This is a genomic window from Streptomyces siamensis, assembly GCF_039543605.1.
Lineage (GTDB): Bacteria > Actinomycetota > Actinomycetes > Streptomycetales > Streptomycetaceae > Streptomyces > Streptomyces siamensis.
Genome location: NZ_BAABKB010000021.1, coordinates 331,231 through 345,481 on the forward strand (window position 1 = coordinate 331,231; position 14,251 = coordinate 345,481).

At 70.3% G+C, this 14,251-nt stretch carries 12 protein-coding genes; 5 read left to right on the top strand and 7 right to left on the bottom strand.

Annotated elements, in window-relative coordinates:
- Positions 1 to 294 precede the first annotated feature (294 nt).
- The 5 genes from ABEB03_RS25935 to ABEB03_RS25955 are packed head-to-tail and all read right to left on the bottom strand — an operon-like array spanning position 295 to position 5,481.
- Positions 295 to 1,191, bottom strand: a complete 897-nt coding sequence (locus ABEB03_RS25935; protein ID WP_345654156.1) for an STM4011 family radical SAM protein — start codon at positions 1,189 to 1,191, stop codon at positions 295 to 297.
- 10 nt (positions 1,192 to 1,201) lie between these two features.
- On the bottom strand, positions 1,202 to 2,539 hold the full coding sequence (locus ABEB03_RS25940; RefSeq protein WP_345654160.1) for an STM4012 family radical SAM protein: 1,338 nt from the start codon (positions 2,537 to 2,539) through the stop codon (positions 1,202 to 1,204).
- Positions 2,536 to 3,351 (bottom strand): STM4013/SEN3800 family hydrolase, encoded by an 816-nt coding sequence (locus tag ABEB03_RS25945; protein ID WP_345654762.1) that lies wholly within the window; start codon positions 3,349 to 3,351, stop codon positions 2,536 to 2,538. The genes ABEB03_RS25940 and ABEB03_RS25945 overlap by 4 nt, the downstream gene beginning before the upstream one ends.
- Before the next feature lie 7 nt (positions 3,352 to 3,358).
- Entirely contained in the window at positions 3,359 to 4,510 is a 1,152-nt protein-coding gene (locus ABEB03_RS25950; RefSeq protein WP_345654163.1) for an STM4014 family protein, read from the bottom strand.
- Positions 4,511 to 4,521: 11 nt separating this feature from the next.
- The gene (locus ABEB03_RS25955) at positions 4,522 to 5,481 is read right to left on the bottom strand and encodes an STM4015 family protein (protein WP_345654166.1); all 960 of its coding nucleotides are present in this window, start codon (positions 5,479 to 5,481) and stop codon (positions 4,522 to 4,524) included.
- Between the two features lie 170 nt (positions 5,482 to 5,651).
- Between ABEB03_RS25955 and ABEB03_RS25960 the strand changes: the two genes are divergently transcribed.
- The 5 genes from ABEB03_RS25960 (at position 5,652) to ABEB03_RS25980 (ending at position 11,867) form a co-directional block, all read left to right on the top strand.
- The gene (locus tag ABEB03_RS25960) at positions 5,652 to 5,978 is read left to right on the top strand and encodes a hypothetical protein (RefSeq protein WP_345654169.1); all 327 of its coding nucleotides are present in this window, start codon (positions 5,652 to 5,654) and stop codon (positions 5,976 to 5,978) included.
- A 22-nt stretch (positions 5,979 to 6,000) separates the two neighbouring features.
- A complete protein-coding gene (locus ABEB03_RS25965) occupies positions 6,001 to 7,053 on the top strand; it encodes a DUF6745 domain-containing protein (protein WP_345654172.1) in 1,053 nt (350 codons plus the stop codon).
- 527 nt (positions 7,054 to 7,580) lie between these two features.
- Positions 7,581 to 8,804, top strand: a complete 1,224-nt coding sequence (locus ABEB03_RS25970; protein ID WP_345654175.1) for a cytochrome P450 — start codon at positions 7,581 to 7,583, stop codon at positions 8,802 to 8,804.
- Positions 8,805 to 8,976: 172 nt separating this feature from the next.
- A complete protein-coding gene (locus ABEB03_RS25975) occupies positions 8,977 to 10,770 on the top strand; it encodes a hypothetical protein (RefSeq protein ID WP_345654180.1) in 1,794 nt (597 codons plus the stop codon).
- Between the two features lie 2 nt (positions 10,771 to 10,772).
- Positions 10,773 to 11,867: a serine/threonine-protein kinase gene (locus ABEB03_RS25980; RefSeq protein ID WP_345654766.1), complete on the top strand. Its 1,095-nt coding sequence runs from the start codon at positions 10,773 to 10,775 to the stop codon at positions 11,865 to 11,867.
- Positions 11,868 to 12,081: 214 nt separating this feature from the next.
- On the opposite strand, the gene ABEB03_RS25985 is transcribed toward ABEB03_RS25980, so the two are convergent.
- Together ABEB03_RS25985 and ABEB03_RS25990 are read right to left on the bottom strand one after the other, a co-directional pair.
- Positions 12,082 to 12,714 carry a TetR/AcrR family transcriptional regulator gene (locus ABEB03_RS25985; protein ID WP_345654183.1) on the bottom strand — a complete coding sequence of 211 codons (633 nt, stop codon included), beginning with the start codon at positions 12,712 to 12,714 and terminating at the stop codon, positions 12,082 to 12,084.
- 28 nt (positions 12,715 to 12,742) lie between these two features.
- The gene (locus ABEB03_RS25990) at positions 12,743 to 14,107 is read right to left on the bottom strand and encodes an MFS transporter (RefSeq protein ID WP_345654186.1); all 1,365 of its coding nucleotides are present in this window, start codon (positions 14,105 to 14,107) and stop codon (positions 12,743 to 12,745) included.
- Between the last annotated feature and the right edge of the window lie 144 nt (positions 14,108 to 14,251).

Below are 14,251 nucleotides of genomic sequence, written 5' to 3' on the forward strand. Positions count from 1 at the left end.
CCGTGCGTGCAGGGGGTCCCGGGCCACCGCCGACTCCCCGGCGACGGCCCGGGCCCCGACACCGAGGAACCGCCACGACCTACCCCACGCGCATCGACGAGAGCGCCCCCGTCATCGCCGACCCCGGAGACCCCGTCGCCGTCCCACCACAGCTCGGACGGTACTTCGAGGGAATTGCCCTGGACCACACCAGCGTGGTCAGCCCCCTGTTCCATTTCCACCATGCCACCAACTACCTGCAGTGCTCGACCACCGCCGCCACCATCGCCCCCTACCTCGGTGTCTGAGCGACAGTCATCGGGAAGTTCGGCCCGCCGTGATCGTCACGTCGCGCACGGAACGCTGTCCAGGCAGCCCGGCCGGCACCCGCTCCAGCACCCCGCCCGCGAAAACGTCGTACAACGGCAGTGTCTCCAGGTGGACGTAGCCGATGTGGCAGTCGCAGACCGCGAGCGGGCACGGGCGGGGGCGCAGGGCGGCGCGGTACGAACCGTCGTACAGGTTGCCCAGTTCGGCGCGGACGAAGTGGCAGCGGCGGACCGTACCGTCACCGTCGACCGAGATCACGGACTCGCCGGTGCGGCACGGCAGTCCGGCGCTGGTGTGCGGGTGGCGGCTGTACGGGAAGAGGGGATCGAGCGTGGTCCATTCGTCGGCCTCGGCGTCCCGGTAGGTGTGTCCTTCGGCCGCGTTGATCCACAAATAGACGTGTCCGGGCAGGTCGGCACGCAGCCGGCGGGCCGCCTCCAGGTGCTCGGGCAGGCCCACTACGCCGACGCTGAAGCGCACACCGCGCTCCACGAGGTCGCGGCACTTGGCGAGGAAGCGGTCGTAGGGTGTCTGGCCCGGATGGTACGTGCACCACAGGGCGAGGGTGTCCCGGTCGGCCTCCGCGAGCCAGTCGGTGCGGCAGCTGAGGTTGGTCTGGATGGCGACCCGGCGGATGTGCGGCAGACGGGAAAGTTCCGCGAGGGTGCGCCGGTACCAGGAGCGCACCAGACCTTCGCCCCACGGCGTGAAGAGCAACGACAACTGGTCCTCGCACTGTGCGGCCCACTGCGCGAAGCGCTCCAAGGCGGCCCGATCGGCGCGAAGTCGGGTGGTCGAGTCGCGGCGCTTGGCGAACGGGCAGTAGGGGCAGTCGTAGTCGCAGGAGGCGAGCGGGCCCCGGTACAGGACGGTCAGATCCATGGCGGGCCGGTCACTTCCTCTCGTAGGCGGCCATGGCGGACCGGACGGCCGGGGAGAACAACTCGGGGCCGATGGCGTCGGAGTGGGCGAGTCCCTCCGGGGTGAGCCGCAGGTGCGTGGTGTGGGTGTCGGCCAGCCGCCCGCGGTCGATCAGGCGATGGAGTTCGGCACCGAAGTCGTCGAAGGGGCTGTTCCCGAACCGCGCGCGGTAGTCGTCCACGGGCAGGCCCTCGGCCTGGAGGAGGCACTGGAGGAGATGGCGCCGGCGGGCTTCGTACGCGTCCATGCGGTACCCGACTTCCGCACGGCCGAAGTCGGACGTGGCCACGTAGTCGTCGATGATCCCGCGGATCTCGTGCATGCCGACCGCGTAGTCGAAGGAGTAGTGCAGACCGGCTGTGTACGAGCGTGCGCCGCAGCCCAGGCCGATCATGCCGTCGGTCTGGCACGCGTAGTCGTCAGCACCCTGCTGCGGGGCGTCGACCCGCCGGAACATCCGCATCGACTGCTGGGTGTAGCCCCGCGCGAGGAGGTGGTCGCGGCCCGCCCGGTACAGGTGCAGCCGCTGTGCGTCCCAGGCCGGGTCGGGTCCGGGTTCGGCGCGGTGGCGGTCGAGGCCGGTCAGGGGGCGGACGTAGAGGGGGTAGAGATACAGCTCCTCGGGCTGCCAGGCGAGGGCGGCGTCCAGGGAACGGAGCCAGGTCTGGTCGGTCTGGCCGTCGATCCCGTAGATGAGGTCGATGTTGAGGACCGGGATGCGGGCGTCCCGGATCCGGGCGAGTGCGGCCTCGACGTCGGCGCGGCGCTGCGGGCGTACGGCGGCCCTGGCCTCGGAGTCGACGAAGCTCTGGACGCCGAGACTGAGCCGGGTGGTGCCGCGCTCCGCCAGGACGGCGAGGCGGTCGGCCGTGGCCGTGGCGGGTGAGGCCTCGACGGACAGCGGGATCGCGCGCAGGTCCGCGCCCATGCGGTGCTCCGCGATGTCGCAGAGGCGTTCCAGCTCGGCCGCGGTGAGGAAGGTGGGGGTGCCCCCGCCGAAGGCGGCGGTGGCGAAACGCACCGGGTCGGTGTCGCCGAGCGCCTCGCGTACGGCGCCCGCCTGCCGCTCAAGAGCGTCCAGGTAGGCGCCGGTCAGGCCCTCGGGGGCGCCGATGCGGGTGAAGAGGTTGCAGAACCCGCAGCGGACCTCACAGAACGGTATGTGCAGATAGAGGGAGAGGGCGCTCTTGTCCTCCGCCGCCCACAGGGAACGCAGCGCGGGCCGATCGGGCAGCCTGCGGTAGGCGGTCTTGTGCGGATAGGCGTACACGTAGTGCTGGTAAGGGCTGGTGAGGTGGGTGGTGGTCATCGGACGGCCTCGGCGGGGTCGAGGAAGAAGTGGGCGTACGGCACGGTCCACACGGACTCGTGGCCGAGGCGGTGGCCGGTGTAGCCGTCGTCGCCGTAGGCGGTGCCGTGGTCGGAGCAGACGATCGCGAAGCAGCGCCGCCGGGAGCTCGCGGCGGCGAAGAGCCGGCCGATGTGCCGGTCGACGTACTCCAGCGCGGCGGCGTGCGTCTCGCGGCTGTCACCGGCCTCGCGGGTCGCGCCGGGCAGATGGAACCAGTTCGGCTGGTGCAGGGCGGAGACGTTGACGAAGAGGAACAGCCGCTGCTCGGCGGGGAGTGCGGCGACGACCTGCTCGGCGCGGGCGACCTGGTTCTCGAAGCAGTGCGGCGAGGTGACACCGAACTCCGTCTCCCAGTGGGACTCTTGGAAGAGGCCGGGCAGTACGGTCCCGAGCGGTCCCTGCTTGTTGAAGAAGCCGACGCCTCCGATGCAGACGGTGTGGTAGCCCGCCTGTGCCAGCCCGGAGACGAAATCGGGGGTGTCGTGCACGAATGTGCCGGCGGCGGTCGTCTCGCTGCCGGCGAAGCTCGCCGCGAACAGCCTCGGGTGCGGCCCCGGTTCGGCCGGAGTGGGCAGGAAGCCCGCGAAGATCGCCTGGTGCGAGGCGTAGGTGAAGCTGCCCGGCGCGTGACGCTTCTCCCAGTGGCCGCCGGGCAGATGGCGGGCGAGATGGGGGATGCGGCCCTCGGCCGCCAGCTCGACGGCCACGTCGTGGCGCAGCGTGTCGAGGGTGACGAGGAGGATGTCGTGGTGGCCGACGACCTCGTTCATGTCGGGCTCAGGCATGTGGTGTTCCTGTTCTGTACGGGTGGAGCGAGCCGGGCCGGGCGGGACCGCGCAGGGCGGCCGCCACCTGCGCGGCATAGGTGTCCAGGCCTTCGGCGCCACTGCCCGGCAGGCCCGTCAGCCGCGGCAGCAGGTCGCCGAAGGCATTGACCTCGCCGACGAAGGTCCTGCGCCAGCCCACGGCCGGCAGCAGGTCCACGCCGACACACAGGGTGCGGGGGAAGCAGGACGCGGCGCGCTCACACACGTCCAGTACGTCCGCCCAGCGGGCGCCCGCCGTTGCCACGGACTGACGGGCGGTGTCGAGGTCGCCGCGGCTGCCGCCGAGGTGCAGATTGGTCAGCGGCGTGCGGCTGGTGCGGACCACGGCGTGCGTGGCTCGCCCGGCCACGACGACCACGCGCAGGTCGGCGGCGCGGCCCTGCTGGGAGGCCTTGGGCACCCACCGTTCGAGGTGCAGCCCGTCGGGCGCGAGCGCGTCGACGATGACGGCGACGTCCCGCTCGCTGTCGTAGCGGCGCACCCTGAGGGAGTTGTGGAGAGCACCATCCGGGGCCAGTTCGACGGAAGTGGTGGCTCTGATCCGCCCGCCGCCACCCGTCTCCAGGGCGAGAACCCCGGACGCCGACGACCCGTGAGCGGGCTTGACGAACAACCGGGACATGCGGTGCTCGCGCATCAGCGCCCGCACATCGTCCCAGCCGCGCACCGGCACGCCGTCCGGGCCCGACGTCGGCGAAGCGGGGACGGGGACTCCCGCCGCGTCGAGCACGGCGTGGCAGGCCCGCTTGTCGAACAGCACCGCGAGATCGTCGGCGTCGTCCAGCCGGACACCGCCGCGCAGCGTGCGCAGCGCGGTCATGAACCCGTGGTACCAGCGTGCCGAACCCTCGACCCGAGTGGGATCCGAAGCGCCCCGCAACAGCCGGTCGACCTCGGGATTCTCGCCGGGGGAGTCGATCCGCACGATCTCGTCGACGGCGAAGTCGGCTCCCCCCTCGTGCAGGACGTCCCTCCAGGCGACGACGCGCGGGCCGGGCAGGCCGGCCGCGCGCACCGCGTCCGCGAAGAGGGACACCCGGCGGTTCTCGGGATTGCCGACCACGGCGAACCGCGGACCGCCGCCGCGGACCGGTCGAACCATGGAAGAGGTGCTCACTCGCCCACGGCGACGTAGCGCCAGACCGTGCCGTCGTCCTCCGTGTCCTCCTCCGCGTCGTCGCGGTCGAGGTCGACCTCGACGCCCGCAGGCTCCAGAGTCAGCCGCACACGCTCCTCGACGGGCTTGCTGAGGTAGTGGTGGTGGAGGTCGAGCTTCTTCAGGTGGGTGAGGGGCTGGCCGCCCAGGAGCGCGCCGGCGCCCTCGTCGGTCAGCACGCCCATGGACAGGTCCAGCACCTCCAGGCGGTCCACGACGGGCGCGGCTGCCACGGCCGCGGCGACCGTGTCCTGCATCTCGCTGTTGCGCAGGGCCAGATGGCGCAGGCGCGGCAGCCGGGCACCGGACAGGATCGGCTCCAGGTCGGAGGCCTCGCTGTCGCCGCCGTAGTCCGGCGTGCCGAGCCACAGGTCCAGGTGCTCCAGGGCGGGAAGATCGCTCGCGCCGATGCCGCGCACCACCTCGGCGGGCAACCCGCCGGTCTCCACGACCAGTCTGCGCAGTGCGTCGTGGTTCACCGCGGTGAACACCAGCCCCGACCCGCCGCGCACACCGAACTCCTCCAGAGCGGGGAACCCGGCGAGGAGCGGGGTGACGTCGCCCTGGTTGATCCAGGAGATCTCGCACTCCTCCATCACCATGTCGCCGAGGAACAGGGCACGCAGCGCGGGGAAGCGGTCCCGGGCGGCGAGCAGTGCCTCGATGACGGGGGAGGGGTCGGAGTCGTACGCCTCCTGCCAGGCCCCGACGATCAGCGCGCGCACCCGGGTGGTGTCGACGGCGGCGCAGAAACGGGCGAACGCGTCCGGCCAGTCCTCGTCGGCGTCGTACACGTCACTGGTGATGCGCCAGGCGACGGCGTCCGGCTCGGGGAGGCCGTCCGTGCGCCCGTCGGGCCCCGGGAAGGTGTGCGAGGGCAGCCGATACAGGGAGTCGAGGTGGTCACCGATGGTCATGCGGCTGCTCCCGAGGAGAAAGGGTGTGCGGTCTGTGATGCCCGCAGTTCTACCAACAGGCACTGACAACACCGGTCGGCGGGGCGGGGTTCGGGGCGTTGTCAGTGGTGGGCCCTACGGTCGTGGTCATGAGGCCGGTGCGCGGTGCACCCGGCGGCGAGGGGACAGCCATGTACCGACAGGGAGACGTGCTGATCGTGCCGGTGACGGAGGGGGCGGTGCCGGCGCACGTGGCGCACGCCCCCAGGGAGCAGCGTGACGGACGGGGCCGGCTCGTCCTGGCGCTGGGCGAGGTCACGGGACATGCCCACGCGGTTGTCGGGCCGGGCGAGTTGGTGCGTGAGCCGGGACCGTTCGGGCCGCTGCTGCTGCACCTTCCCCAGGGCGGCCGGGTGGTGCACGAGGAGCACGCGGTGATCGCCCTGCCCAAGGGCTGGTACCGGGTGATCCGGCAACGGGAGTACGTGCCCGGATCCGTCCGGATCGTGGCGGACTGAACAGCGGGCGGTGGAGGGGCACATGAGCAGGACGGACATCGAAGAGACCGTGGCGGAGAGCATCTCCCCGGACGAGCTGGGCCGGTGGCGCGCGTGGGCCTGCGCGACGGGGCCCGCCGATCGCGCGGCGGCCGAGGACGGCGTCCGGCGGGCCTACCGTCTGGCGGGACTCGCGGAGCCGGAGCGTGTGGTGTGGGTGGACTCGCCGCGGGAGGCGGTCACCCTGATCCGGGAGTCGGAGGACCGGGGGCCGAGCGTGCGGGACGCGGTGCGCAGCGTTCCGTGGGCGCTGGAGAGGCGCAGGCTGCACGCCGAGTTGGGGGCCGCGGGCTGGTCCGCGCACTGGGCGGCGACCGGCGGACTGCTGTGGGACTCCACCCAGGCTCTCGTGGACCGGATCCGCGTCGGCGTCATCGAGGAGCTGGTCGGCCGGGACACGGGCAAGGAGGCCGCGGAGGTCCGGCTGCTCCTCCTGGACGCCGTGCTCGGGCAGCACGACGCGCCCTGGCTCGCCGCGTTCCCCGCCACAGACGGCCCGCTCCACGCACTTGCCGCGATCTGCCGCAGCGCCGGCTGGTGGTGGCCGTTTGCCCGCGTCGCGGTCCTGTCGGAGCGGCCCGTGGCCCTGCACCGCGACGAGGCGGGGCGCCTCGACCACGGGGACGGTCCGGCGCTCGCCTACCCCGACGGCTTCGCCCTGCACGCCTGGCGCGGCATGCCCGTACCGGCGGACTTCCTCGCCGAACTGCCCACGCTCACACCGGAGCGGATCCGCTCCGAGGAAAATGCCGAACTGCGGCGCGTGATGCTGGAGTACTACGGCTACGACCGCTATCTCGCCGACTCGGGCGCCAGGCCCGTGCACCAGGACGAGACGGGCACGCTGTGGCGCATCGACCTGGCCGACGACGAGCCCGTCGTGATGGTGGAGGTACTCAACTCCACCCCGGAGCCGGACGGGACCCGGCGCACGTACTGGCTGCGGGTACCGCCGTCGACCCGGACGGCGAAGGCAGGAGTCGCCTGGACGTTCGGACTGCAGGCCGAGGTGTACGCGCCGGTGCGCGAGACCTGAGGAGAGGCCGTCGGCAGGTCGGTGTGCCTCCCGGCCGGTCGAGGAACTCGCCTTCCTCCCGGCCGTGGAGGCCCACCGATGACGAAGCCGAACCGTGAAGAGCACGGCGTCCCGGCTCGGAGGGACTGTGGGACATGCCGCGCTGGTCGGCGTGGTGCAGGCAGTTGAAGGGTGCCGACGGAGCGAACGCCGTGATCGCTTTCTGGGGCAGGTCCGGCGACTGACGGCCATGACCTGGTCCGCTGCCGTTGCACCCAGGACGGGTGTGGACGGCAACGACTCCCGATCAGCCGGCGTGGGTCTTTTCATGGCGCAGATCGGACGGAGAACGGGCGCCCCGGGTGAGGGCGGGTGTTTCGCCGACGGCACGTGGCGGACAGCCATCCGTCCGTGACGCAGCCGGTATCGACGGCAGTCACCCGTTCCTGACGAGCAGGGGCTCAACTGGCGCCTACGTAGCCCTGTTTGACGGCACCGAAGATCACTAGCCTGGTCGCTGACGGCCAGTCACCTATCCGAGGAGTCCCGTGTCCGCCCAGCAGCTCCCCGACATCCTCTCGTCCGAGTTCGCCGCCGATCCCTACCCGGCCTACGCGGTGATGCGGGAGAAAGAGCCCCTGATCTGGCACGAGGCCACCCAGAGCTACATCGTCTCCCGCTACGAGGACGTCGAACGCGTCTTCAAGGACAAGCAGGCCGAGTTCACCACCGACAACTACAACTGGCAGCTCGAACCGGTCCACGGCAAGACGATCCTGCAGCTCAGCGGGCGCGAACACGCTGTGCGGCGAGCCCTTGTCGCCCCCGCGTTCCGCGGCAGCGACCTGCAGGAGAAGTTCCTGCCCGTCATCGAGCGCAACTCGCGTGAACTCATCGACACCTTCCGGCACGCCGGATCCGCCGACATCGTCGGCGACTACGCGACCCGCCTGCCCGTCAACGTCATCGCGGACATGCTGGGTCTGGACAAGGCCGACCACGCACGGTTCCACGGCTGGTACACGGCGGTCATCGCCTTCCTCGGCAACCTCTCCGGCGACCCCGAAGTGACCGCCGCGGGCGAGCGCACCCGCGTGGAATTCGCCGAGTACATGATCCCGATCATCCGCGAACGACGCGACAACCTGGGTGAGGACCTGCTCTCCACGCTCTGCGCCGCCGAGGTGGACGGTGTGCGCATGAGCGACGAGGACATCAAGGCCTTCTGCAGCCTGCTGCTGGCCGCCGGCGGGGAGACCACCGACAAGGCGATCGCCGGCATCATGGCGAACCTGCTGCTCCATCCCGAGCAACTGGCGGCGGTCCGCGAGGACCGGAGCCTGATCCCGGCCGCCTTCGCGGAGACCCTCCGTTACACGCCGCCGGTCCACATGATCATGCGGCAGTCGGCGACCGAGGTCCAGCTCACCGGCGGCACGGTCCCGGCCGGCGCCACGGTCACGTGTCTCATCGGCGCCGCCAACCGCGACGAGCAGCGCTACCGTGATCCGGACCGGTTCGACATCCGTCGCGACGACCTCACCACGACCTCGGCGTTCTCGGCCGCCGCCGATCACCTCGCCTTCGCGCTCGGCCGGCACTTCTGCGTCGGTGCGCTGCTGGCCAAGGCGGAGGTCGAGGTAGGGGTGAACCAGCTGCTGGATGCCATGCCCGACGTCCGCCTCGCCGACGGCTTCGACCCGGTCGAGCAAGGAGTGTTCACCCGCGGTCCCAAGGCGCTGGCGGTGCGGTTCACACCGGTCACCGCCTGAGTTCGCCGGACTCGCGCACAGAGCAGCCGGTATTCACGCCGGCAGCGGCCCGGAAGCAGGCGCAGGGCGCGGTCGACGCCGCAGCCCGCCAGGCGGACGGGGCGCTCTTGCGCACCGGCGTGCCATGCCGGAGGGTACGGGCAACGGCCGCGGAGCGTCACGGGGGACGGGCATGGAAGACGAGCCCAAGCGTGAGAGTGAATCGCAGGATTTCGGCGAGCAGTTGGAGCGGTGGCGCATCGCCCAGCAGCAGCGGCACAATCGCCTCGAACTGGAACTGCGCGACCGCTACGGCACTCTCGGTTCGCGACTCGATGACCTCGATCGTACGACGGACGGTCTGAAGAACAGCCTCGGCGAAGTGAGCGCGGAGACCGGCCGCATCGGCGCACAACTGGGACAGCATGTAGCGGAGTTCACCGAACACAAGGCCCTGACGGAGCGGCGGCACGAAGCAGTCAAGGCGAACTTCGAACTCCTTCAGCTGCAGCGCAGCTGGGACAAGAAGTTCGGCAAGCGTGAGGAGATCCGCGCCCTCGCACGGGGCCTCGTCCACGAACTCAGTCCGGATCTGCCCACACGCGGTGTCTCCCGTACCCAGTATCTGGCGCAGGTCGTCGAACAACAGGCGGTATTCGACCCGGGCTTCTGGCTGTCCCACGCTCTGCGTGCCGTCGCGGCGGGCTACGACGGGGACAGCGTGTGGAGCGATGCAGCCGAGACACAGGCGGTGTCCTTGAGCCCTGCCAAAGCCCGCCTCTTCTTCGCGCTGGCCGCCGCGCGCGCGAAGGACCATGTCGCGGCCGGCACCTGGATGGACATGTATCTGACCAAGCTCGACCCCCAGCGGCTCGGGCGGGACTTCTTCGTGGTCCTGGACGCGGTCGCGGGCAGAGAACTCGGCGACCGCGCATGGAGCTTCGCCCGACGGGCCATGGACCGCTGGGGAGCTGAGGCCACCGAAGGACCCGACGCCGTCCGGGCGAGTCTGGGGCGATGGGCGCCTCACCTGCGCGCGCTCGTCGAGCCACTTCCTCCAGGCCGTTACCCCCGCCTGGTCCAGGCCGTGGGAGCGACGGACTGGGCCGCCCTGCAGACGGGATGGGAGCAGGCCACTGTCCCGGGACGAGTCCTTGTCCATTTGCAGGGCGAGTTCACGCTCGACGGCGAAGCGGAGCCCACCGCGCCGCCCCACCACATCGACCGCGCTCTCGAACGCCTGATCCAGCATCCTGAGCCCGACGAGGCACGGTTGCTCTCGCGGGAGGAGTCGCTCAAAACACTCATCGCCCACGACGCCGACGACGCAGCGGCCAGGGAGGAGCACGAACGGAGACAGCAAGTGGACGCCGAGGTCATGGACTTCGCCACTTTGCTCGACAACGCAGTCTTCAAACCGAGTCTCGTCGGCCTTGGCCAACGGGCACGCCGGCTCGCCCTCACCCTCGTGTGGTCCAGACTCCAGCTCGCGGTGGAGGCAATGACCGACAGCTCGTTGCAGTCCCGAAGGCCGACCGTCACCGTGAAGATCGAAGGCTGTCCGGTCCCCCTGCCGACCAGCCGAGCGCACCGCATTGACCTGAACAGCATCGAGGAGACGCTGTCCAAGGAGATCACCGCCGGCACGGAGATGCGGGCGAACGCCATACGTCACTCCGCGCCCAGGCTCGTCGGTGGAGGCGTCGCAGGCCTGGGCGTCATGGTTGCGGCCCCCTTCCTCCTCAACGGCGGCTCGGCGGTGCTGCTCGCCCTGGTGGGCCTCGGCGTCTGTGTGTGGGGCCTGTTCGAGCTGAAGAGGGTCCCGGCGGCGCGACAGACGTGCCAGCAGGAAGGGGAGCGCCGACTCCTACAGGCTCGGCAGCAACTCCCTGACGTGTTGGATGAATGGCACCGGTTCTTGACCGAATGGGACGCCAACGCCGCACGACTGACGGAATTGCGCGCCTGGAACCCGATGGCAGGGTGAGCATGCAGCCGGGTCAGATCCTCAACAAACGCTTCGAACTCATCAGCCTGATCGGCAGCGGCGGCCAAGGATCCGTGTGGCGGGGACTCGACCGCGTCCTCAACGCGCCCGTTGCGCTGAAGATGTTCGACAAAAGCTCTCACGCCGACCGGGAGAGAGCCGCCAAAGAGGCTCGGATCCTGGCCAACCTGCGCACCTCCAGTCGGACGGTCCGCGTATTCGACATCGACCGGCACGGTGACATGCCATTCATCATCATGGAGCTCGTCGACGGTGAACCACTCTCGGCTCATGTGGGACGCGGGCGGCACCTCACCCTGGAACAGACGGCGCGTTGGACCAAGGAGATCTGCAAAGGGCTCTCCGACATCCATGACCAAGGGGTCACTCACCAGGACATCAAACCGGCCAACGTGCTGCTCGACGGCGAAACGGGAGTGAAGATCGTCGATTTCGGCATCGCTCGCTTCGTCGATGCCACCGCCTCCTACAAGGTGCGCGGCACTCTGCAGTACATGTCGCCGGAACAGTTCCGTGGCGAGCGCGTCACGCCGGCCGCGGACCTCTACGCGCTCGGCTGCGTGCTGTACGAGATGCTCACCGGTGCCACGCCGTTCGCTCAGTGCGTCACCCTGGAGGCGATCACCAATGCCCACTGCACACGTACACCCATGCCGCTCGCCGATTCCCGCCCTGGTGTCCCAGAAGCGCTCGAGGTGCTTGTCCGCCGCCTGCTGGAAAAGGCACCAGGAGCCCGCCCGATCGATGCCCGTGCCGTCCTCCGACTGGTCGAGGAACTGGAGACGATTCCACTCAGCCGCGGGGAGCCGCACGTCGACCGCCGGCACGTGGCGGAGATCCAACGGCTCGAACGGCTGATCCGGCTGGACCATGCCGGCTCGCGTGCCATGGACCCGCACGTTCTGGATGCCCGATCAGAACACGCCAGGCTGACAGGGGAGTCGGGTGACGCCCGCGGCGCCGCCTTGCTCTACGACCAGTTGGCCGAGGACTGCGCCAAGCATTTCGGCAGCACCGACCGGCGGGTCTTCGAAGCCTACCGAGAGGCGAAACGCTGGGCGAAGTCCATTCGCTGACCCCGGCAGACGCATCAGCTCATCCCTCGGGCGTGTGCGCCGGTTCATGAGTCGGCCCGTGAAGCGGCCGTATGTGCCGTGGCCGAACTGCCCGTCGGTGGGATCCGATGGCGGCGGGAGAGCGCCCGCCGGCGGCCAGTGACACCGGCCGCCGGGCGTCACGCCACTTCTCCCCGGTGTTGCCGATCAACCCGTGCGTGGGCAACCGCCCTGCTCACGCCGTTGGTTCGGCGGGCCCGCCGGTGAGGAGTCCTTCGGACGCGGCGGGCTCGGCGAGAGGCGCCGCGTCCACGAGGACCGCCGCGGCGGCGCGAGCGGTGGCGGCGGCCGAGAGGTCACGGTCCATGCGCGCGGAGTGGGCGGCACCGTCGTAGAGACAGTGCAGTTGGCGGGCGAGGGCCTCGGGATCGGCATATCCGGCCTCGGTGGCCAGTTCGGTGAACAGGCCGCGCAGCCACGCCCGGTGCCCCTCGGCGACTCGCCTGACCGAACCGTCGTCCGGGGCCTCGGCGGTGGCCCGCATGAAGGCACAGCCCCGGTAGCTGGGTTCGGCGAACGCCTCGCCCTGGGCGTCGAAGATTCCCAGCAGCCGCTCGCGTGGGGTCCGGCAGCGGGCCAGCGTCCGGGTGATCCGCTCCTGAATGCGCGTGCTGCGCAGGTCGAGATAGGCGCAGACCAGTCCCTCTTTGCTCCGAAAGGTGTTGTAGAGAGATGCCTTGGCGACGCCGGCGTGCTCGATGACACGGTCGATGCCGACGGTCTGTATGCCTTCGCTGTAGAAGAGCTCGTCGGCTGCGTCGAGCAGGCGCTGTCGTGCGGACGCCTTTGGCACGGTCCTGGTAGCCACTCGTCTCACCTGTTTCGTACGGCCCGGTTCACTCCGCCTGTGCGGCGACTTCCGCCACACACGGGCTCTGCGTGGCGGCCACGACTGCGCGGGGCTCGGGGTGCGACCGGACCACTGAGACCCGCTCCGCGCGACGGCCGCTGACCACGAGCCCGGTCAGGGCTATGAGCGCCAGCGCGATGACCGCGGCTCCGTACTCCCGGGCGGTCTCCACGAGCCCGCCGCCGTGCACGACCAGTATGCCGCCGATGACTGCGGGAACACCCAGACCCAGGTAGCACACGACATACAGCAGGGACAGCACGCCGGCTCGCTCGTGCGGGGCGACCTGAGGCATCACCATGCGGATGCCTCCCTGGAAGCCACTGCCGAAGCCGAAGCCGGAGATCGCGCCACCCAGGAAGAATCCGGCCACGGAGACCACGCCACCCGCGCCGGAGGCGATCGACGCCAAGGTGATCGTCACCCCGACGACCAGCGTGCCGATGCCGATCAGCATGACCGTCTGCGTCGCGGTCCGGCGCAGGAACACCACGGCCAGCGCCGCGGAGCCGGCGAGCACGAACAGCGGCAGCCCGCCCCACACGACGGAGTCGGAGTGCTCCAGAGTCCTGACGATGGCCGGTCCCAGCGCGGCGTACAGGCCGGTCAGTGCCCACACCGCGAACAGCACGGGGGCGGCGATGGCCACCGGGGTGCGCGCGGCCGCGGGCAGCTTGATCTCGGGCGCCATGCTGGCCAGCGCGCCCGGCTTCCGGCTCACCGACTCGCGCAGAGCGAGCACGGCCAGTGCCTGAAGGACGAAGACCGCGAGCAACACGACGTAGACGAGGTGCGTGGGCGCGGGCAGGTACTGGACGATCACACCGGACACCAGGGCGCCACTGGCGGTCCCGATCGCCGGTGCGAAGGAATTCAGGAAGCCGCCGCGGCGTGGGTCGATGTCGAGCATCCCGGCGCCGATCGCGCCGACCGCTGCGCCGGTACTCAGGCCTTGGACGATACGGGCGGCCAGCAGTCCTCCCACTCCGGTGGCGGTGAGGAACACGACCATCGCAACGACCTGGCCCAGCAGCGCTGCCACGAGAACCGGCCGTCGGCCCACATGGTCGGAGATCTTGCCGAAGACCAGGAGGGAGGCCAGCACGGCCACGGCGTAGACGCCGAAGACGACCGTCACAGTGATGGGGGAGAAGCCCCAGTGCTGTTGGTAGATCGCGTAGAGCGGTGTCGGCGCGCTCGACGCGGCCAGGAGTGACACGAGGATCGAGGCCAGCAGGCCGACGGAGGCCAGCGGCCCCAGCAGCGGCTTCCTTGCGCGGGCGTGCGCGGGACTGGACGCGGCCGGGCGGTTCGCGGGGGCACCGGCTTGGGCTGTGGATGCAGAACTCATGGGTCACTTTCGAGACTGGTGCAAGGGCTCTCACCCAGGCATTAGACAGATCTGTCTAATGCCTGCACCAACAGTGGGTGGAGAGTCGCTATTCCCCGTTGCTCCTCGCGAGTCGCGGGGGGAGTGGCGGTGTGGCCGCAGTGC

What these genes read in the sequence shown, in the direction of transcription:
- ABEB03_RS25935 (WP_345654156.1), bottom strand. Translation starts at nt 1,191, where the DNA reads ATGGATCTGACCGTCCTGTACCGGGGCCCGCTCGCCTCCTGCGACTAC.
- ABEB03_RS25940 (WP_345654160.1), bottom strand. Translation starts at nt 2,539, where the DNA reads ATGACCACCACCCACCTCACCAGCCCTTACCAGCACTACGTGTACGCC.
- ABEB03_RS25945 (WP_345654762.1), bottom strand. Translation starts at nt 3,351, where the DNA reads ATGAACGAGGTCGTCGGCCACCACGACATCCTCCTCGTCACCCTCGAC.
- ABEB03_RS25950 (WP_345654163.1), bottom strand. Translation starts at nt 4,510, where the DNA reads ATGGTTCGACCGGTCCGCGGCGGCGGTCCGCGGTTCGCCGTGGTCGGC.
- ABEB03_RS25955 (WP_345654166.1), bottom strand. Translation starts at nt 5,481, where the DNA reads ATGACCATCGGTGACCACCTCGACTCCCTGTATCGGCTGCCCTCGCAC.
- ABEB03_RS25960 (WP_345654169.1), top strand. Translation starts at nt 5,652, where the DNA reads ATGTACCGACAGGGAGACGTGCTGATCGTGCCGGTGACGGAGGGGGCG.
- ABEB03_RS25965 (WP_345654172.1), top strand. Translation starts at nt 6,001, where the DNA reads ATGAGCAGGACGGACATCGAAGAGACCGTGGCGGAGAGCATCTCCCCG.
- ABEB03_RS25975 (WP_345654180.1), top strand. Translation starts at nt 8,977, where the DNA reads ATGGAAGACGAGCCCAAGCGTGAGAGTGAATCGCAGGATTTCGGCGAG.
- ABEB03_RS25980 (WP_345654766.1), top strand. Translation starts at nt 10,773, where the DNA reads ATGCAGCCGGGTCAGATCCTCAACAAACGCTTCGAACTCATCAGCCTG.
- ABEB03_RS25990 (WP_345654186.1), bottom strand. Translation starts at nt 14,107, where the DNA reads ATGAGTTCTGCATCCACAGCCCAAGCCGGTGCCCCCGCGAACCGCCCG.